Origin of the sequence: Acinetobacter sp. C32I (assembly GCF_023702715.1) — a bacterium.
Lineage (GTDB): Bacteria > Pseudomonadota > Gammaproteobacteria > Pseudomonadales > Moraxellaceae > Acinetobacter.
Genome location: NZ_CP098480.1, coordinates 3,824,415 through 3,844,639 on the forward strand (window position 1 = coordinate 3,824,415; position 20,225 = coordinate 3,844,639).

Sequence of the window (20,225 nt, forward strand, 5' to 3'; positions counted from 1 at the left end):
TCTTTTATAAATTATAATTAGAATTTATAGCCAATTTTCAAACCATAAGCGATTGCATTATTGTCTTCAAACTTAGCAACATATTCATTACCGCCAGCTTGAGCACCAGTTTGCGCTTTGGCATCACCTAACCAGAAGTACTTCACACCACCGGCAATAAAGGTTGCAGGAGTAGGGCTATATTGAACACCTAGACCCACGTTCCAATAACCTTCTGTTGGACCAAGTGTTGTTACAGGATTACCTGCACCAGAATCCCAACCTACAGAAACGTTACCCGCCCACTGCTCGCTGAGTTTACGGCCAACACCTGCATTTACAGACCATTGGTCATCAGAGTATTCAACTAAGTTAAAGCCATTTGGACGTCCAACTAAGCCACCAATCTGTTGAGATAACAAGCCAAATTTATATGGTTGGATTGCAAAGTCTTTCCAATTCACCCAGCGAACGTTAGCAAATGCAACAGTATTCGCCATGATGCCTGTTTGGAAATCTAAGTTAACAGATTGAGGTGTGGTAATTTTAGTCTTTTTACCAGCACTACCTTCTTCAAGAGCTTGAGCTTGAGCTAATGCTTGAGCTGGAGTAACACCTAATAAGCCTGCTAATACTGCTGGATTGTTTGTCAATGCAGAGGTAACAGAAAAGTTCTCATTGACATTTACTTTGTGATCAATTTCTGAACGGTAAGTCAAAGATGCTTTAAGTGCAATTTCAGGAATTTGATATGCTGCACCGACTAACCAACCACCACCACCAGTTTCTTTGATATCTGCATCGTAACCATTATAAATACTATATGCGGTACCACGAAGATTTACTTTACCTTTAACGGTTTGATATACACCACCTGCATAAAGATTTAAGTTCTTAACGGGTTGGTAACCGAAAACCAATGAAATATTTTGGGTATCAACTTCTACTGAAGTATTACCAGTACCTAAAGAAGCATTTGCTTCAGCAAGCCCTTTTTGCATTGCAAGAAGTGGTTTACTCGCTTCAGCTAAAACAGCTTGAGTTGCTGCTTGTTGAGATAGGCCTTGAGACATTAGTGTCCCAATTGCTTGTTTAGCTGCGTCAGATTGCATGTAAGCAGCAACTTTAGCTCGACCTGCATCAGCTAAAGCGTCTAGGCGATCTTGGGGTAAAACAGTATCAGAGCCAGGATTTGATACAAAAACATTATTCCCAGTATATTGTGCATCAGCACCATAAGGTTGATCATAAAGAAGACCAAAAGAGAATTTGTCAGTTAATTGAAGCTTTAACGCTGCACTAGGGAAATAATAGTCATCACCCATATCTCCAATTTTACGTGTCGTTGCAGATGTACCTGCTTCCTGACCTTTAACCGTTGGGTCTAAAACCGAAATACCGGCTTCAAAATAGTTACCCGGCTGTAAAAATGCAGACATAGATTGACCTGAACGGTCTAACGCCGCTGCAAAAACTCCAGTTGCAGGTAGCGTTGCTAAGATCATGGCAGTGCTAAGATGTTTTAATTTCATTGTAATCTTTCCTTGAACTTCAAGATTCTTAAGTGTTAAGAAGCTATGATCTGACAACAAAAAAGTTATCTATCGTGATTGGCTATAACTTCATGTAACAAAAATACCATAATTAAAATAAGAGTAAATGTTCTAAATGAACTCTGTAGTACGTTGGATTAGATGAAAATGGATAAAAATAAATCTTAAAAAATTTATATACATATGTGTTTTTATTTGTAAAATAATGATAAATATAAATTATTATTTTAAAATAATAATCGTTCTTTTTTGCATTTTTCCCCGAAAAGTTTTTTATTTGGTCAAAGATTTTTTGTAAAAAATGAGATTTATTTCTCCATATTTTCTTTTTAGGTAAAATTTCAGCGCATTAGAACGCAGCTGAATAATTTTACGCAGAATTTACGTCTACTGGTTTTTTCAATATAGAGAATTTACGTCCCCAATTTCCATACTAAAGCTGACCTATTTTTTAATGGCATATGCTATGTGGGAATTTATTTCTGTATTTGTCCTTTCATTAGTGCTGGCTTATCCGCTCGGTGCTTATCTTGCCGATGTGATGCAAGCAAAACCAATGAAAAGTGACGCGTTGTTTAAATGGATTGAGCGGCCAATTTATGCTGTGCTGGGGGTTAAGCGTAGTGGAATGAATTGGCGGCAATATTTAACGGCATTTGTGCTCAGTAATATTTTACTGCTTGCTGCAAGCGTCACCATTTTAATGACTCAAGCATGGTTACCACTCAACCCTGATCATATCCCGAATATGAATTGGGATCTGGCTTTACATACCACCATTTCATTTCTGACCAATACCAACCAACAACACTATTCAGGACAAGCTCAACTGTCTTATCTATCGCAAATGACGGTGATTGTCGGATTGCAATATTTGTCGCCTATTATTGGCTTGGCGTTGCTTGTCGCGATGTTAAGAGCCTTATTCCTACAATCTGGCAGGGAAGAAGGTGCGGATAAGAAAGACTGGAATACGATTAATTTAGGTAATTACTGGATGGATATCATCCGACCATTATTTCGATTCTTTATTCCGCTCGGCTTGATTTTTTCTTTGCTGCTGACTTTTCAAGGTGTTCCTGCAACATTATCTGCCGGTCCAACCGCACAGGTCTTGGATCAAACCGTAGAGCTTAAAACCCAACATATTCCACTGGGTCCAGTTGCGCCGATGGTGGCGATTAAACAACTGGGGAGTAACGGTGGTGGTTGGTATGGTCCAAATAGTAGTGTGCCTTTAGAAAATCCAACGCCGTTATCCAATGTGATCGAGATGATCGCGATTTTACTGATTCCATTGTCTGTGGTGTTTATGGTGGGACGCTTTATCCAACGTAAGAAATTGATGTGGATGATTTTTGGCACCATGTTGCTGATGTCATTGGCTTCAACCTCATTAACGTTGTGGGCTGAAAAATCTTCGTTGATTCCAAACACGGCATTGATGGAAGGTAAGGAAGTCCGCTTTGGTACGGAGGCATCGGCGCTGTGGGCAAGTTTGACCACCCAAGTGAATAACGGTTCGGTCAATATGATGCATGACTCTGCCTCACCACTGACGGGATTGGTTGAGCTGTGCAATATGCTGATTAATGCCATTTGGGGCGGTATCGGCTGTGGTCTATTACAGTTCTTTATTTACCTGTTCTTGGCTGTATTTATTGCAGGCTTGATGACGGGACGTACCCCTGAATTGTTTGGCCGAAAAGTTGAAGTGACTGAAATCAAGTTATTGGCTTTGGTCATTCTACTGCAACCCGTGGTGATTCTGGGCTTAACAGCGATTGCCATTACATTTCCATCGATTACAGGGAATTCAAATCCAGCGTTTCATGGGATTAGCCAAGTGTTTTATGAGTATGTCTCTGCTTATGCCAACAATGGTTCTGGTTTTGAAGGTTTAGGCGATAACACTCTGTGGTGGAATCTGAGTGCCAGTGTCGCGTTATTGGCAGGTCGTTACAGCGTATTGATCATCCCTGTGTTGATTGCAGTCAGTTTGGCTACCAAAGCTCAAGCAACCGAAAGCAAAGGTTCTTTACATATTGAGTCACCGACATTTGCACTGACCTTAATCGGAATCGTGTTAATTCTCACCTTATTGCAATTCATGCCAGTGTTGGTGATTGGGCCAATTGCTGATTATTTATCTGTGCTATCTGTGAAAGTTTAAGCGTGGAGCGACAACAATGAAACATTCAAATGTGACACAACAAATGGATATTTTGAATAAAGAAATTATTCAGCAAACTTTTCATAAACTGTTGCCACAGTATGCTTTTAAAAACCCAGTGATGGCCTGTGTCTGGGTGGGAACAATCTTAACCATTGCCGCAACCGTGATGGGCAGTGCCAGCTTCGGTTTTGGTCTGCTGTTGAGTCTGATCTTATTGGTGACGGTCTTATTTGCCAATTATGCAGAAGCGGTTGCAGAAGCCAAAGGTCGCGGACAAGCAGCATCATTGCGTCAGGCCCGTGAAAACTTAACCGCAAATCGTATCCTCGATTTAAATGCGATACCGAATACCATTTCTGCAAATTTACTCAAGAAGGATGATCTTGTCATCGTCAAAGCAGGTGAGATAGTCCCTGCGGATGGGGAGATTATTCAAGGCTTTGCCACCATCAATGAATCAGCTGTTACAGGGGAGTCTGCGCCCGTATTGCGTGAAGCTCATACTGATCGTTCAGGGGTGATTGGTGGGACTAAGGTCTTGTCCGATGAAATTATTATTCGGGTGAGTAATGAAGCAGGTCATAGTTTCTTAGACCGCATGATTGCTTTGGTTGAAGGTGCCAACCGCCAAAAAACACCGAATGAGATTGCACTCAGTATTTTGCTTAACATCATGACCATTACCTTTATTGTGGTGGTGGCAAGCTTACCTTTTATTGGTTCTATGGTTGGCATAAAAATCAGCATCGTCTTGTTGATTGCACTGTTGGTATGTTTGATTCCAACCACAATAGGAGGCTTGCTGCCTGCGATTGGAATTGCTGGGATGAACCGTGCTTTAAAAGCCAATGTCTTAGCCAAATCAGGGAAAGCGGTTGAAGTTGCAGGTGATATTGATGTGTTGCTATTGGACAAAACTGGCACGATCACCTATGGCGACCGTCAAGCCACCGCCTTTTATCCATTGGCAGGTGTAACGCCAAGTGAATTGCGCCAAGCAGCCATGCTGACCTCTTTTGCTGATCCAACCCCTGAAGGTAAATCCGTGGTGAGTTTGGGTAAAGAAATGGGAGAGAGTATTCGTGAGCCTCAAGATGCCGAATTCATTCAGTTTAGTGCCTCGACACGGTTGTCTGGTGTGGATTTGGTCACAGGGCAAAAGATTCGTAAGGGTGCTGTCGACGCCATTCTTAGATTTACTAATCAAGAGATTAAGGACAACATTGAACTTAAAACTCGTGTTGAACAAGTGGCATCAAAAGGTGCGACACCCCTCGTAGTGGCTTCTAATCACAGTATTTTAGGGGTGATTGAGCTCTCGGATGTAATCAAGTCTGGGATTAAGGAGCGCTTTGCACTGTTACGTGAGATGGGTATTAAAACCATCATGGTCACAGGAGACAATCCGTTGACCGCAGCAGCGATTGCCGCAGAAGCGGGTGTGGATGACTATATTGCAGAGGCCAAACCTGAAGATAAATTGGCTTGCATCCGTAAAGAACAAGCGGCAGGTAAACTGGTGGCAATGGTGGGTGATGGGACTAATGATGCACCTGCCTTGGCACAGGCGGATATTGGCTTGGCCATGAACTCCGGTACTCAAGCCGCAAAAGAAGCAGGCAATATGGTGGACTTGGATTCCGATCCAACTAAACTGCTGGATGTGGTGGAAATTGGGAAGCAACAATTGATTACCCGTGGCGCCTTAACCACCTTTTCTCTGGCAAATGATGTCTCCAAATACTTTGTGATCTTACCTGCACTGTTTGCAATAGCAATTCCACAACTTGGGGGGGTGAATATTCTGCAACTCAGTAGTCCAAGCAGTGCAGTAATTTCAGCCTTGATTTTTAATGCACTGATTATTCCGATGTTGATCCCATTGGCATTGAGAGGGGTGCAATTCAAACCCGCCAGTGCATTGCAATTGTTACGCCGTAATATGCTGATTTACGGTGTAGGTGGCGTGATCTTTCCGTTTATTGCAATCAAGTTGATTGACCTTATTGTGTCCTTGTGGATTTAGGAGTGAGAGATGAATACTTTATTGAATCATGAGCAATTGAATAAACAGGACCTACCATTACCCAATCCAGTACATTCGATGTTACGTCCAAGCCTTGGTTTGATCTTGGTGGGGTTCCTTGTCGCAGGTGTCTTATATTCTGCTGTGAGTGTATCGATTGCTCAGTTAATTTTTCCGAAGCAGGCCAATGGTAGCTTAATCCAACTTGATGGCAGAGTTGTTGGTTCAAGTTTGGTGGGGCAACATTTTGTTGGTGAACAATATTTCCATGGCCGCCCCAGTGCGGTAAGTTACAGTGTAGATGGAATGGCCGGCAGTAATTTAGCGGTCTCTAATCCTGATTTACAAAAACAAATTAAGGAAAGAACTGTGCAATTTGCCCAGCATAATCATATTTCAGAGCAACACGTACCGAACGATATGGTCACAGCATCAGGCAGTGGGATTGACCCCGATATTTCACCGGAGAGTGCATTGTTACAGGTGAAGCGAGTGGCTGAGCAACGTCATTTAGCAGAGCAACAATTGCGAGATTTGGTGCAACAACAGATTCAGCCTGCGCAGTTTGGTTTATATGGGCAAGCACGAGTCAATGTACTGCAGTTGAATCTAGCCTTAGATCAATTGTCATCTACACCTCATTGATAGAGCCTCTTTTATGCAGATTGACCGTAATAACAAAGCAGATGCATGGTTGGCTCATAGTCAACGTGAACAATCTGGACGTTTAACCATTTTCTTGGGTGCAGCACCTGGCGTGGGAAAAACCTATGCTATGTTGACTCGAGCGCATGAACTGATGCAACAAGGTCAGCATGTAATGGTTGGAGTGGTCGAAACCCACGGTCGATCTGATACCGAGCGTTTGATTCAAGGCCTCAATGTGATTCCAAGAAAGGCTGTGGAATATCAAGGTCGGATGCTGGAAGAGATGGACCTCGATCAAATTCTCAAATTAAAGCCTGAAATCGTGTTGGTGGATGAACTCGCACATCGCAATGTGCCAAACAGTCGGCATGAATATCGTTGGCAAGATGTCAATGAATTACTGGATGCAGGCATTGATGTCTATAGCACCTTAAATATTCAGCATTTGGAAAGTCTGAATGATGTGGTCTATCAGATTACTGGGATTCGGGTCAGTGAAACTGTTCCCGATGCATTATTAAAACGATTGAAAGACATCCGTTTGGTGGATTTGCCTGTACCAGAACTATTAGAACGCATGAATCATGGAAAAATTTATTTCGCTGATGTTGCACCTCAAGCATTACAAGGATTTTTTAAACCCGCCCATTTAACGGCTTTACGTGATCTGGCGATTCAAACCGTTGCAGGGCAAGTTGAAATTGATTATCGAGAGAAGTTTGTTGCGCAAGGGCAGATTATCCCGATTCAAAATCATGTGATGTTGGCGATTGATGGATCAGAATTTTCTGAAGATCTGGTACGGCGGGCACATCGTATTGCAGAAAGACGCAATGCAATCTGGAGTGTGATTTCGATCCAAAAGAGCCAGAAAACCACAACCCAGACATTAGCCGTGACCAAAGCATTTAACTTGGCGCGTAAGCTGGGTGCCGATACCTATTTGTTACATAGTAATCATATTGCATCGACCATTTTACAGGCGGCCTATGATTATGGTGCATCCAATATTTTATTGGGGAAGAGTCCTAAAAAGTCACTCTGGCAACGTCTGTTTTCAGATCATATTGCCGACCAACTCTTAGAAAAACAGCATCCTTTTGAGATCACTTTTGTTCAACCTTTAAAAGCCAAAGTGAATGAATCCAAGCTGCAAACTGATCGGGACGGTGCTGCTTGGTTGGAACAAGGCTTGGCTTTTAATCCACGTGAGATCATTGAGAGTATTTTGATTGTCTTATTGGGCTTAATTGTGGCAACGGTGAGCGATCATTTTATTGGTTATAGCGAATTGGCTTTAATTTTTGTGGTCACCGTGCTGGTGGTTGCAATGCGGGCGAGGATGCTGATCACCATTTTGAGTGTGGTGATTTGCTTCGTGCTCTATAACTATTTCTTTATTGAACCGCGATTTACCCTCAGGATTAGTGCGGAACGTGGTGTGATCACCATTGTTATCTTTATTGCTTCGGCCTTATTGGTGGGGCGCTTAGCCAATCAATTACGCGCTCAGGTCCTGAGTTTACGTGCTGCCAATTCAGTGTCTTTACAAATGCAGGAGTTGGAGCGCAAATTATCCAGTTGTGTCGATATCGAACAGGTGTTAAATATCGCCAAGCAACATCTAGAGAGTTCTTTAAATGCAACGGTGTGGTTAAGAGTTGGTACACAGGAATTAGGCGATAGCCGTTTATTAAATGAAAAAGATCAGATCGCGGCCAATTGGACTCAGAAAAATGCCAAGCCTTGTGGGCGCTTTACCAATACCTTAACCCAATCCGAATGGTGGTTTAATCCATTGAATCTGGTGGGAGGTTATGGGGTAATTGCACTTCGGTTTAATCAAAAAACCGAAACCATTAATTTTGAGCAGCAGCGTTTGGCTGAGTTGATGATTGATGATATTGCGCAAACCACTTCGCGAGTGCAATTGTCTTTACAGCTAGAGAACTCCCGTGTGGTGGCTGAAACTGAAAAATTACGTTCTGCATTATTGTCATCGGTCTCCCATGATTTACGTTCACCTTTGGCGGCCATGATTGGGTCGGCGGATAGTTTGAAATACTATGCTGAGCAGATGTCGGTAGAAGATCGTGAAAGCTTATTGGACACCATTCATGTTGAAGGTGAGCGGCTGGATCGTTATATTCAAAACCTACTGGATATGACCCGACTTGGCCATCAAGGTTTGAGTCTCAGTCGCGACTGGATTGGGGTAGAAGAACTGATTGGTTCAGCGACACAGCGACTGAAACGCTATCAGCCCAAGGTTAATATTCATGTTGAAATGCCAGAAGACTTGCCGCAATTGCATGTGCATCCCGCATTGATTGAGCAGGCTATTTTTAATGTGTTGGAAAATGCAGCCAAGTTTTCACCTGATGATGTGCCGATTGAGGTGCGGATTCGACAACAAGATCAATTCCTGCAAATTGATATCATGGACCAAGGTGTTGGTATTCCAGAGGATGAGCGAGAGCAAATCTTTGATATGTTCTATACCATGCAACGTGGCGATCGTGGTAAAACAGGAACTGGTTTAGGTCTTGCTATTGTCAAAGCGATTATTGGAGCGCATATGGGCAGTATCGAAGCCCTAGCGAGCACATATGGTCAGGGCACCTTAATTAGAATACGATTACCACTGCATCAGGATTAAAACCACTTTTATGCCGCAATCATTTCATTCACAAGCATCAATTCTGATTATTGATGATGAGCCACAAATTCGGAAGTTTTTAGACATTGCCTTACGTGCACAGGGTTATCAGGTACATGTGGCTGAAAATGGTATGAAAGGATTAGAGGTTTTGGCGACGCGTGGTGCTGATTTGTTGATTCTGGATCTGGGCCTACCGGATATGGATGGGCAGGCGGTATTGCTTGAGTTGCGACAATGGTCAGATATTCCTGTGATTGTCTTGTCGGCCCGTCCAGATGAAAATCAAAAAATTAAACTGTTAGATGCAGGCGCGAATGACTATGTCACCAAGCCATTTAGCATTCAGGAGCTCTGTGCGCGTATTCGGGTGATGTTCCGCAATAAGCCACAACAGGCAGAACACAATCTGATGTTTAATGATGGACAGCTCTGGGTTGATGTGGCTGAACATGCAGCCAAACTGGCAGGCGAGGACATTACCCTAACCAAAAAAGAATTTCAGTTGCTGGCTTTATTGATTCGTCATCAGGGCAAGATCGTGACACAAAAACAAATCATGACCGAGTTATGGGGCATTACGCATGAAGAGGATACCCACTATCTTAGAATCTTGGTAAAAAAACTCAGAACTAAAATAGGGGATTCCGCAGTGACACCTAAGTACATTTTCACCATTGCGGGTGTAGGGCTACGCTTTGGTGAATAGTGAAATCATTTTGTCGCTGTATTTAGCTATTATGATTTTAGTAAAAAATCACCATATTTTGCACGTAGCTCGGCCTTCACAATTTTCCCCGTACCATTGATAGGCAGAGCATCAACAAAAATCACGGCGTCAGGAATCTGCCAAGATGCAGTTTTATCGGCAAAATATTCAAGCACATCTTCTTCAGTTAAAGTGGAGTGCTCTTGTTTTACCACAATTAAGATTGGACGTTCATCCCATTTGGGATGCTGTGCAGCAATTGCTGCAGCCATACGAATTTCAGGATGGCCCACTGCAATATTCTCTATTTCAACAGATGAAATCCATTCACCGCCAGATTTGATTAAATCTTTGGCACGATCACGGATGGTCATGTAACCATCAGAATCAATGGTTGCGATATCACCAGTATCAAACCAACCATCTGAAGTCAGAGAACTTTTTTCTTGATTAAAATAGTGATCAACAACCCATGGACCACGAACTTGTAGGTTTCCTTGTGTATGCCCATCATTTGCGAGCGGTGTTGTACTCTTTTCATCAACAATACGTAATTCTATACCAAAAGGTGGACGACCTTGGTTTTGGCGCAATTTCTCAAGTTCTGTAGGATTTAACGAGGCATGTTTTGCTTTGGGTTGATTGGCTGTGCCCAAGGGACTTATTTCTGACATCCCCCATGCATGAATCGTGTCACAATGATAAGTGTCTCTAAATTCACGGATGATAGAGGGTGGACAGGTTGCACCACCAACAACATTACGCTGCATACTTTCTAAGCGGCTGCCTATTTTTTTAGCAGCAACTAATAAGCCCTGCCAAATGGTCGGAACGCCCAATGCCACTGTCACTTTATAATCATCAATTAAACGAACGAGGCTATCACCATCTAAATGTGGTCCAGGCAGAATTAGAGAACTCCCTACCATTGCTGCTGCATAGGGAATGCCCCATGCATTGACATGGAACATAGGCACTACTGGCATGACAATATCTCGAGCAGATATGTTTAACGAGTCGGGGAGTGCAATGGCCATACTATGCAGTAAGGTCGAACGATGGCTATATAACACACCTTTGGGATTCCCCGTCGTGCCGGAGGTATAACATAAGGAGCTCGGTGTTTCTTCTTTGAATTGTGGCCAATCAAATTCTACGGATTGATCTTGAATTAATGCATCATAGAAAATAACGTTTGGAAGTGCGGTGGCAACGCTTTCATCATAGGCACTTAAACAGATAAATTTTTCAACCGAAGGAACTTGATCCTTAATGGCACGGATTAATGGCAAAAATGTAATGTCGAAGAAAATAACTTTATCTTGGGCATCATTAATAATAAAGGTCAACTGTTCTAGAAATAATCGAGGGTTAATGGTGTGACAAACATAACCACATCCGGAAATGGCATACCATGATTCTAAGTGACGGCGGTTATTCCATGCGATTGTGGCAATACGATCACCCTCTGTTAAATTAAACGCCTTGAAAGCATTTGCTAAGCGTTTACTATTCTGCTGGATGTGTTTCCAATCCGTTGTGCTCAGCTGACCATCGACTTCACGTGAAAAAATGGCAGTATCTGCATGGTATTTTGCTGCATGCTCAATTAAGTTACTAATCAATAAATCCTGATGTATCATTTTTCCAAACATTTTTTATCCTTTTTGCGGGTTGATTTGTTCAATTAAGAGGTGAACATAAGGTTGATTATCTTACTGTTTATAGTTACTAGCTGAAATAAAATGATATTTAATAGGCAAATTTAGGGTGAATGATCTATCTAGAGATGTAGCACAGCTTGGCTATGGAGAGAACTTTAGGTGTAGCAAAATGAAAGTAGCATTGAGATAAATAGTGGTCAATATGAAAGCAAATTTTATTCATATTAAAACTTTAATGATCATTTTATCTGATTGAGCCAAGGCGTAAGGGGGATTCTCGGTTATTCCAGCAGATTGAACGATAATCATGTACTTATAATGTGTAATATTCACGAGACTGTGAAATAAATTTTATTATAATTAATAATGGCTTAGTGTGTAAAAGCTAATAAGCTGTTTTCAGCTTTTTAGTATATACTGGTGAGACTTTTTTATATCTTGCTTATTTGAGTCAAAATGAAAAAATTATTAGCAGTGACAGTATTCAGTACTTTTGGCTTAATGGCCTGCTCAACCACAGAAACATCTAAATCAATTCAAAGTCCTCAAGTGACGGCAGCAGTTCAACAGATTAAATATAACGGGGTGAAAGTACCTGTTTCGATTGGTAAGTTTGATAATCGTTCTAGTTATATGAGAGGCATTTTCTCTGACAATGTTGATCGTCTTGGTGGGCAGGCGAAAACTATTTTAGAAACGCATTTACAGCAAACGGGTTATTTCTCGGTTCTAAATCGCGATAATTTGTCTGAACTTAAACAAGAAGTGGGATTTAGCAACAGCACTCAAAGCATTAAAGGTGCACGTTATGTGATCACAGGTGATGTGTCTGAATTTGGTCGCAAAGAAGTGGGTGATCAGCAATTATTTGGGATTTTAGGGCGCGGTAAACAGCAAATTGCATATGCCAAAGTGAACTTGAATATTGTGGATGTAAAAACCTCAGAGATTGTACATTCAGTACAAGGTGCGGGGGAATATGCATTGAGTGCGCGTGAAGTACTGGGTTTTGGTTCTACCGCATCTTATGATTCGACTTTAAATGGTAAAGTTTTAGACTTGGCTGTACGTGAAGCAGTGAATAACTTGGTGACTGATATTCAGAATAATCGTTGGACTGCGCAATAAAACTGGACCGCTGTAAAATGAAAAAAATTCTGTTCAGCAGTCTAATCACGATCGGCTTGGTTGGCTGTGCAGCTGGGCCTCAATCTTTATATAGTTGGGGCTCTTATACGCAACAGACTTATCTGATGTATAACCAGCCAGAAAAAGCCACACCGAGTGCACAAATCATTAAGTTAGAAGCGGAAATTGAAAAAGCCAAGGCGAAGAATCTGGCTGTTCCACCAGGCTTATATGCACATCTAGGATGGCTATCTTTACAAGTGAATAATGCACAGAAAGCAGCTGAATATTTTCAATTGGAACGACAAGTTTATCCTGAATCAGCGGTGCTGATGGATCGGCTGTTGCGGAAAATGAATACCAATGTGGGATCGACGCAGCCATGATCAAGACATTTTTAGTTGTCAGCCTTTTGCTTACGGGTTTGGTCTTGACGGGCTGTGCTTCATCTCCAGCGGTAAATAAGGATATGACGGCGTATAAACAGCATATGCCGAAATCTATTTTGGTGTTGCCACCTGTCAATGATTCCCCAGATGTAAAGGCAACCTATAGTTATTGGCCGACAGTCGTTATGCCTGTTGCTGAAGCAGGCTATTACGTCTTTCCAATTGCTGTGGTCGACACAATGTTTAAAGAGAACGGTGTGACCAATGGTCATGACGCACAAAGCATTTCGACACAGAAATTGCAGGAAATCTTTGGTGCTGATGCGGCTTTGTATATTCGAATTAAAGAATATGGTTCTCAGTATCAAGTCATTCAAAGTGTTGCAACGGTGAGTGTGGAAGCAAAACTGGTCGATTTAAAAACCAATGAGACGCTTTGGTCGGGTGAAAAGAAAGCCGTGCAATCCAGCAATAGTGGCAACAATGATTTACTCACTGCACTGGTCGGGGCATTGGTTGAACAAATTGCGGGGAGCTTAAATGATCGTGCTTATCCCTTGGCAACGATTGTAAATACCCAACTCTTTACCCCGACACAGCATAACCCTGGTTTGGGCTTGCTCTATGGACCTCGTTCACCGAAATACCAACAAGATGGTGTAGTGAAGTAATTCATGTTTCATCTGCAGAATAAAAAAGCCTCTTGATGAGGCTTTTTTATTCTCGAATCTTATTTAATATTTGGATCACCTTGTTTCAAGAAGAAACGTAAGGCGAGTTTCTGTACCCAAGTCCCATAAGGTGGATAGAACAACTGTGTTGGGAAGAAGCGATGGCGTGCAAAAACAGTTTTTGCATGGGAAAGCTCACGGAAACCTTCTTCGCCATGATATGTGCCCATGCCCGAGTTACCAATACCACCAAATGGTGCATCGTGATTGACCACATGCCAGCCCCAATCATTCAAGGTCACACCGCCTGAATGAGTCTGCTTTAAGACATAATCACGTTCATTGGCATCATGGGTGAAGAGATATAAGGCCAAAGGTCGTTCACCCGCTTGAATATAATCAATAGCCTCATCCAAGGTATCGTAAGCAACCACAGGTAAAACTGGGCCAAATAGCTCTTCTTTAAGAATTCGCATCTCTGGGGTGCAATTCAGGACGATATGTACAGGCATACTACGTGCATCTTTGTCACGATCATATTCGCCACAGGCAATGATTTGAGCGCCTTTGGCTTTGGCATCATCTAAGATATCAAGCAAACGTTTTAGATGGCGATCATTCACAATTGAGGTGTAGTTGGAGTTTTGGCTAATATTTTTGCCATACATCGCAGTGAAATTCGCTTGGCATTCTGCAACGAATTGATCCACTTTTTCTTTTGGCACCAGTGCATAGTCAGGCGCAACGCAGATCTGACCACAGTTGGTGGCTTTGCCGTGTAAAACACGTTTTGCTGCATCGGCCAGTGGGTAATTACGGCTAATTAAAGCTGGGGATTTACCACCAAGTTCTAAGGTGACTGGGGTTAAATTATCTGCTGCCGCACGCATCACCACCCGACCAATCGCAGGTGAACCTGTAAATACAATATGGTTGAAGGGCAGTGAGGTGAATTGTGCTGGATCAAGGATCTCTTCACCAAAAACAGCTACTTCATCTTCACTGAAAATCTCAGCCAGCATTCGTTTAACTACGGCATTGGTTGCAGGAGTCACTTCTGGTAGTTTGATCATCACCCGATTGCCTGCTGCAATTGCGGCAATTAAGGGTCCCAAGGCTAAATAAACAGGGAAGTTCCACGGAACAATGACACCCACTACACCTTTAGGCTGATATTGCACACGTAGGTGATTGGATAAAAATAGCAGTTCAGTGCTACGTTTACTTGGTCGCATCCAACGGCGGACATGACGAATCGCATGTTCTGCTTCAAGCACTGAACCGAGTAAATCAAGCAGTTTTGATTCATCTACTGAGCGTGAACTAAAGTCGGTATTAATTGCAGTCGCAATCACATCCTGATAACGGATAATTTGTTTTTTTATTTGCAATAATTTGGTACGACGAGCATCGAGATCTGGGTAGGGCTGAGCATCAAAAGCAGCACGTTGCTGATTAAAAACCGAATACATATGCTCGGTTGCAGGATCACTGAAGGCTTGTGAAGTTGAAAGTGTCATTGTTGCTCCTTTCATGCTTATTAGTAGAATAGACTTTATGATTGATGAGATTTGTAGTCGATGTTAAATTGAGACAACAAAAGGTAATTTAGTGCCATTATGCATCATCACTCAAGGGATGAGGTGAAAAAATGCGTAAACAGGAGATGAGCTCAACATTGGTCGAAGCACGTTATGATCAAAATCAATTGGCTCAAGGTACGCCGATCCTTGGTTTAACTAGTCTGCTAGAAGCCATGCAACAGCAAGGTTATCGTTTGGATGAGGTTTTAGCGGGCACAGGCATTTCTCAAGATGCGCTGAATAGTGCAGCCTCTCATATTTCCCCCTATCAAAAATTACAACTGTTTAAAACCATTCAGCGTTTATCTAAAGATCCGCTGATTGGCATGCGAGCTGGGCAAAAGCAACGTTTATCTGACTTTGGCGTTTATGGTTATGCGCTGTCTTCCTCTCGTAATTTTCAACAAGCCGTGGAGTTTGGTATTCGCCATATCAAACTCGCGGCTCCCGTCCTTAAGAAAAGCTTTTCAATTCAAAAGCAAGTTGCCATTTTTGAAGGTCATGAAATTATTGCGCTGGGTCAATTATTGCCTTTGGTGTGTGAATTTTGGTTTAGTTCGATGCAAACCTTGATTGAATGTGTTTTGGAAGCACCCTTTCAAGCGAAAAAATTATTACTGCCTTATCCCGCCCCAGCGTATGCGGCAGAGTATGAAAAAGTCTTTCGCTGTCCAGTCGAGTTTGATGCTGATGTGATGCAATGGCATTTTGATCTTGATTGGCTTGATAAACCGTGTCCGAATGCCAATCCGATTACTGCAGATATGTGCCAATCTTTTTGTGAGCGCATGTTAGCTACAGATGACAATGAACAAGAACCTGAATTAGTCCGTAGCATTCGACTCATTTTATTAGATGCAGTGGGAAGCTTTCCAACGGCACAACAGATGGCAGATCACTTGCATTTATCCAAGCGGACTTTGTATCGCCGTTTAGCCGATGTGGATATCAGTTATCAAGAGATTTTAGACAGTACCAGAAGGCGGCTTGCGGATGAGTATTTGGCAACTAGCCTGAGCATTGATGAAATTGCTGAGCGTTTAGGGTTTTCTGATACCTCAAATTTTAGAAAAGCCTATCGTAATTGGGTTGGGATTTCACCAAATGAGTATAGAGTGCATAAGAATGTGGAAATTGAGTTTAAATAATTATGTTTATTCTCAAAATATGAATTTTTTAATTTATTTTTAATATCTCTCATTAATAATACTTGTTATTATTCTGGAATAAGCTTGAACGGGTATTTAGTCCGCTTTTATTTTAATTTAAATAGTAGAATTATAAATAAATGATATTTGTTTTAATTATCATTCAATGGAATGTATTATTTTTCAATCAAAAAACGCACCATAATAATGCATTAATATTTTGGCTAAATGGTCCTTTGTTTATTTACTATTCAGGTGTTTTGATCGGGTAGTCTAATTTTTTTTGGAAAAATATATTAATAATTAAAGTTTTATAATAAAAGTATATTTGTATACTTTTAAGGTATTTTTCATGTGAATGGATGTGTTCACTATATAATTAAATTAAATGAATTAGCTAAAGTTAAATCGCATAGAATCTGTGCTGGATTAGGGTAGGTCTACCCATTAAAAAAAACTTATTATGCTAAGGATTGCATTCAATGCTGACTTTTTTAGGTATCAGCATGATCATGTGCTTTATGTATTTGATCATGTCAAAACGTCTCAGTGCATTAGTTGCATTAATTTTAATCCCATTCATATTCGCTATTATCGCTTGGGGCTTAGGTTTTTATTTTGACAGCTTAAGTCATATTCAATTGGCCGAACTTGGCAATACCATGTTAGAGGGTATTAAAAAGCTCGCACCAACAGGCGTCATGCTTCTTTTCGCTATTTTATATTTTGCCTTAATGATTGATTCGGGGTTATTTGACCCTTCGGTAAGATGGATTTTAAAGAAAGTAAAAGGTGATCCATTAAAAATCACTTTAGGTACAGTTTTTCTCACATTATTGGTTTCTTTAGATGGTGATGGTTCAACCACGTATATGATTTGTGTGGCGGCAATGATGCCACTATACAAACGTGTTGGCATGAATCCATTGATCATGACCTGCTTGATGTTGCTTTGTAGTGGTGTGATGAATTTGACGCCATGGGGTGGACCAACAGCCCGTGCTGCAAGTGCATTACAAGTTGATGCCAGTGAAGTCTTCATTCCGATGATTCCATCGATGATTGTGGCGGCTGCTTGGTTATTCTTCTTGGCTTATCTGTATGGCATGTATGAACGCAAACGTTTAGGCGTGATTGAACTGGTCGATATTAGCCATGCAGATGATATTTCGATTTCAAAAGATCCAGAAGCACAACGTCCACATTTACGTTGGTTTAACGGTATTTTGACCTTAGTCTTGATGGCGTCTTTGGTAAAAGGGATTTTACCGATGTCGATCTTATTTATGCTAGGTTTCTGTATTGCATTGGTGGTGAACTATCCGTGTGTCAACATGCAGAAAAAGCGTATTGCCATGCATGCAGACAGTGTCTTAGCAGTAGTGGGTGTAATCTTTGCTGCGGGTGTTTTTACAGGGATTTTATCGGGCACAGGTATGGTTGAGGCCATGTCTAAAGGTTTCGTTGCGGTGATTCCACCGAGCATGGGACCTTATTTGGCACCAATTACGGGTGTCTTAAGTATGCCTTTAACCTTTTTTATGTCTAATGATGCCTTTTATTTTGGTGTTCTACCGATTTTGGCAGAAGCAGCGTCGCACTATGGCATTGCACCAGTTGAAATCGCACGTGCATCGATTATTGGACAACCGATCCATTTATTATCACCGTTGGTTCCTTCAACCTACTTACTCTGTGGTTTGGCTGCGGTAGAAATGGGTGATCATCAGAAATTCACTTTGAAATGGGCATTTATTACTTGCTGCGTGTTGATGGGCAGTGCCTTAATATTTGGTGTATTTCCATTTTATAATATGTAAATCAAATTGTTATAATGCTTTTATATTCATGAGAATATAAAAGCATACTTATTTACGCATTCCCACTTAATTCTAAATTTTGCTTGAAACACAGTGAAATAGAGATTTTTTACACTTTTTTAGATGGTTAGGAACATAACAATGAAGATGAAACTTGCACTCGCAACGATGATGAGTATTGCGACCTGTTCTGCATTTGCAGCACCAAAATTTTATGGAGAAATTGATGCCAGTATTGATTATCTACCAGAAAAAAATGCGAACTCAGCAGACCATGATGTATGGAAAGTAAATAGCAATAGCTCATTTGTTGGGATTAAGGGTGAAGAAAAATTAACCGAAAACTTGAGTGCGGTTTATTTAGCGGAATGGGCATTTTATGCGGATGGCGACAAAACTGATTGGTCGCAACGTAATCGTTTTGTCGGATTAAAAGATGATCGTTTGGGTACAGTCAAAATTGGTAAACATAATACCCCATTAAAAGATTTATCCAGTCCTGTTGATAGTTTTAATAACTATATCAGTAATAAAGCGGATATCACCGGCATTATGACAGGTGAGAATCGTGTCAATAATGTGGTGGTCTATGATTCACCTGAAATTGCCTTGAATGGTGGTAACTTAGAAGCCAGTGTTTTACTTGCAACAGGTGAGAGTAGAGGCATTGAAGATGATAAACGTGGTGGTGTGAATGCTGCAGGTCGTGGTCTAGGTGATGCATGGTCGGCATCGTTGAGCTATAGTCATCCTGTGTTTTTGGTTGGTGTTGGTTATGACAAAGCGATTCCAAGTGATTTTCTGGGACACGGTTTATTAAATGCAGCTGAGACTGAAACGCAAGTGGATGAAGTCTTTGCTGCTGCGAATACCGTGCGTGTGATTGGTCGTTTAACACCAATTGAAGGCCTAGCACTGAAAACGCTATACCAAACCTCGAAGGTCGCTGATAAAAAGGGGAATGATGAGGCTGCAATCAACATTGATGATTCACAAGGCTGGCTCATTGGTGCGGAATACAAGTTGCCGAATCAGTCAAAATGGACAGTAAAAGCACAATATAGCCAAAACAGCACCAGCTTTAAAAGCAATGAAGCTGATTTCGATGCCAAGCAATTATTGTTAGGGACGGATTATTCCTTTAACAAACAAGTGAAAGTTTATGGTTATGCTGGATACTCAACATTTGAGCAGGCAAGTGCTAAAGACAAGCAGCCAATTGCAGGGACGGGTTTAGAATTTAAGTTCTAATTTTCAGTTAATTAGCATCAATGAATAGGGGACGTTTATTCTATTTATTGATGCTTTTGTTGCTTTGTCTGCGCGAAGAAAGACAATGAATATTCAATTTTAATGTTTTGGAATATGTGAATAATAAAATATAAAAATTATTAATAATTTCTTCATTATTATCCTGTATATTGAGCGCATTGATCTTCATGGATAGTGTGGATAGAAAAGGAAATGATGTTTAAAGATTTAAATATCTCTTTGTTTAATAGTGTAAATGCTTTTGCAAAAGAGCATCCAGTTTTAGATAAAATCGCAATTTTTTTAGCAGAAGATTTAAATACAGTATTTATCAGTTTTCTTGTATTTTTATTGGTGATCCAATGGAAAACATATAGTCTTTTATTTGCCAAAACTTTAGTGATTGTACTGTTTTCTTTACTTCTAAGTGACATTATTGAATTCTTTTATCATCATCCTCGACCATTTCAAATCGACTTAGGTCATAAGTTAATTGGTCACGGTTCAAGTTCATCTTTCCCAAGTCAGCATACGATAACGGTTGTGATTATTGGCTTTTCTTATTGGATGGCGGGTTTTAAAAAGATTGGTCTGATTGGATTGTTGTGTAGTGTCATTGTCGGACTATCGAGAGTTTTTGTAGGTGTTCACTTCCCATTCGATGTGATTGGTTCTTTTGTGATTGGTTTTATGCTGGTTGTATTAGTCAATTATGCACTGAAAGAATTGGCAATCCGAATCAGAAGGTTAAAAATCATTCGCATTGCGGACTAGAAATTTTAAACTAATAAAGACGGAGTTTGACTCCGTTTTTTATTGTC

15 protein-coding genes are annotated in these 20,225 nt (G+C 41.0%); 12 read left to right on the top strand and 3 right to left on the bottom strand.

The annotated features are described in order from the left end of the window. Positions 1-17 precede the first annotated feature (17 nt). Entirely contained in the window at positions 18-1,511 is a 1,494-nt protein-coding gene (locus NDN13_RS18290) for an outer membrane protein transport protein (protein WP_251116467.1), read from the bottom strand. Between the two features lie 487 nt (positions 1,512-1,998). On the opposite strand from NDN13_RS18290, the gene kdpA reads away from it, so the two are divergent. The 5 genes from kdpA to NDN13_RS18315 are packed head-to-tail and all read left to right on the top strand — an operon-like array spanning position 1,999 to position 9,750. Continuing rightward, positions 1,999-3,705, top strand: coding sequence for a potassium-transporting ATPase subunit KdpA (gene kdpA / locus NDN13_RS18295; RefSeq protein WP_251116468.1), 1,707 nt, complete (start codon positions 1,999-2,001; stop codon positions 3,703-3,705). A 16-nt stretch (positions 3,706-3,721) separates the two neighbouring features. After that, on the top strand, positions 3,722-5,734 hold the full coding sequence (gene kdpB, locus NDN13_RS18300) for a potassium-transporting ATPase subunit KdpB (protein ID WP_251116469.1): 2,013 nt from the start codon (positions 3,722-3,724) through the stop codon (positions 5,732-5,734). A 9-nt stretch (positions 5,735-5,743) separates the two neighbouring features. After that, complete coding sequence (gene kdpC / locus NDN13_RS18305) at positions 5,744-6,379, top strand: potassium-transporting ATPase subunit KdpC (RefSeq protein WP_251116470.1); 636 nt, start codon at positions 5,744-5,746, stop codon at positions 6,377-6,379. Positions 6,380-6,392: 13 nt separating this feature from the next. Then, positions 6,393-9,041, top strand: coding sequence for an ATP-binding protein (locus NDN13_RS18310; RefSeq protein WP_251116471.1), 2,649 nt, complete (start codon positions 6,393-6,395; stop codon positions 9,039-9,041). A gap of 10 nt (positions 9,042-9,051) precedes the next feature. After that, positions 9,052-9,750 carry a response regulator gene (locus NDN13_RS18315; protein ID WP_251116472.1) on the top strand — a complete coding sequence of 233 codons (699 nt, stop codon included), beginning with the start codon at positions 9,052-9,054 and terminating at the stop codon, positions 9,748-9,750. Between the two features lie 29 nt (positions 9,751-9,779). Here NDN13_RS18315 and NDN13_RS18320 read toward each other — a convergent pair whose 3' ends face one another. Continuing rightward, entirely contained in the window at positions 9,780-11,405 is a 1,626-nt protein-coding gene (locus NDN13_RS18320) for a long-chain fatty acid--CoA ligase (RefSeq protein WP_251116473.1), read from the bottom strand. Between the two features lie 465 nt (positions 11,406-11,870). Between NDN13_RS18320 and NDN13_RS18325 the strand changes: the two genes are divergently transcribed. Genes NDN13_RS18325 through NDN13_RS18335 form a run of 3 tightly spaced genes read left to right on the top strand, consistent with a single transcriptional unit; the run spans position 11,871 to position 13,602 of the window. After that, entirely contained in the window at positions 11,871-12,542 is a 672-nt protein-coding gene (locus tag NDN13_RS18325; RefSeq protein WP_005322629.1) for a CsgG/HfaB family protein, read from the top strand. Positions 12,543-12,559: 17 nt separating this feature from the next. Continuing rightward, a complete protein-coding gene (locus tag NDN13_RS18330; RefSeq protein ID WP_004803014.1) occupies positions 12,560-12,928 on the top strand; it encodes a DUF4810 domain-containing protein in 369 nt (122 codons plus the stop codon). Continuing rightward, positions 12,925-13,602, top strand: coding sequence for a DUF799 domain-containing protein (locus NDN13_RS18335; protein ID WP_251116474.1), 678 nt, complete (start codon positions 12,925-12,927; stop codon positions 13,600-13,602). Before NDN13_RS18330 ends, NDN13_RS18335 begins: the two co-directional genes overlap by 4 nt. A gap of 59 nt (positions 13,603-13,661) precedes the next feature. Here the strand turns inward: NDN13_RS18335 and NDN13_RS18340 are convergent, their stop codons facing one another. Beyond that, entirely contained in the window at positions 13,662-15,122 is a 1,461-nt protein-coding gene (locus tag NDN13_RS18340; protein ID WP_251116475.1) for a coniferyl aldehyde dehydrogenase, read from the bottom strand. Positions 15,123-15,253: 131 nt separating this feature from the next. Between NDN13_RS18340 and NDN13_RS18345 the strand changes: the two genes are divergently transcribed. The 4 genes from NDN13_RS18345 (at position 15,254) to NDN13_RS18360 (ending at position 20,178) form a co-directional block, all read left to right on the top strand. After that, positions 15,254-16,333, top strand: coding sequence for an AraC family transcriptional regulator (locus NDN13_RS18345; protein WP_251116476.1), 1,080 nt, complete (start codon positions 15,254-15,256; stop codon positions 16,331-16,333). Between the two features lie 482 nt (positions 16,334-16,815). Then, on the top strand, positions 16,816-18,153 hold the full coding sequence (locus NDN13_RS18350; RefSeq protein WP_167249676.1) for a CitMHS family transporter: 1,338 nt from the start codon (positions 16,816-16,818) through the stop codon (positions 18,151-18,153). 141 nt (positions 18,154-18,294) lie between these two features. Beyond that, positions 18,295-19,404, top strand: a complete 1,110-nt coding sequence (locus tag NDN13_RS18355) for a porin (protein ID WP_251116477.1) — start codon at positions 18,295-18,297, stop codon at positions 19,402-19,404. A gap of 213 nt (positions 19,405-19,617) precedes the next feature. Continuing rightward, entirely contained in the window at positions 19,618-20,178 is a 561-nt protein-coding gene (locus NDN13_RS18360) for a phosphatase PAP2 family protein (RefSeq protein WP_251116478.1), read from the top strand. Positions 20,179-20,225: the final 47 nt, after the last annotated feature.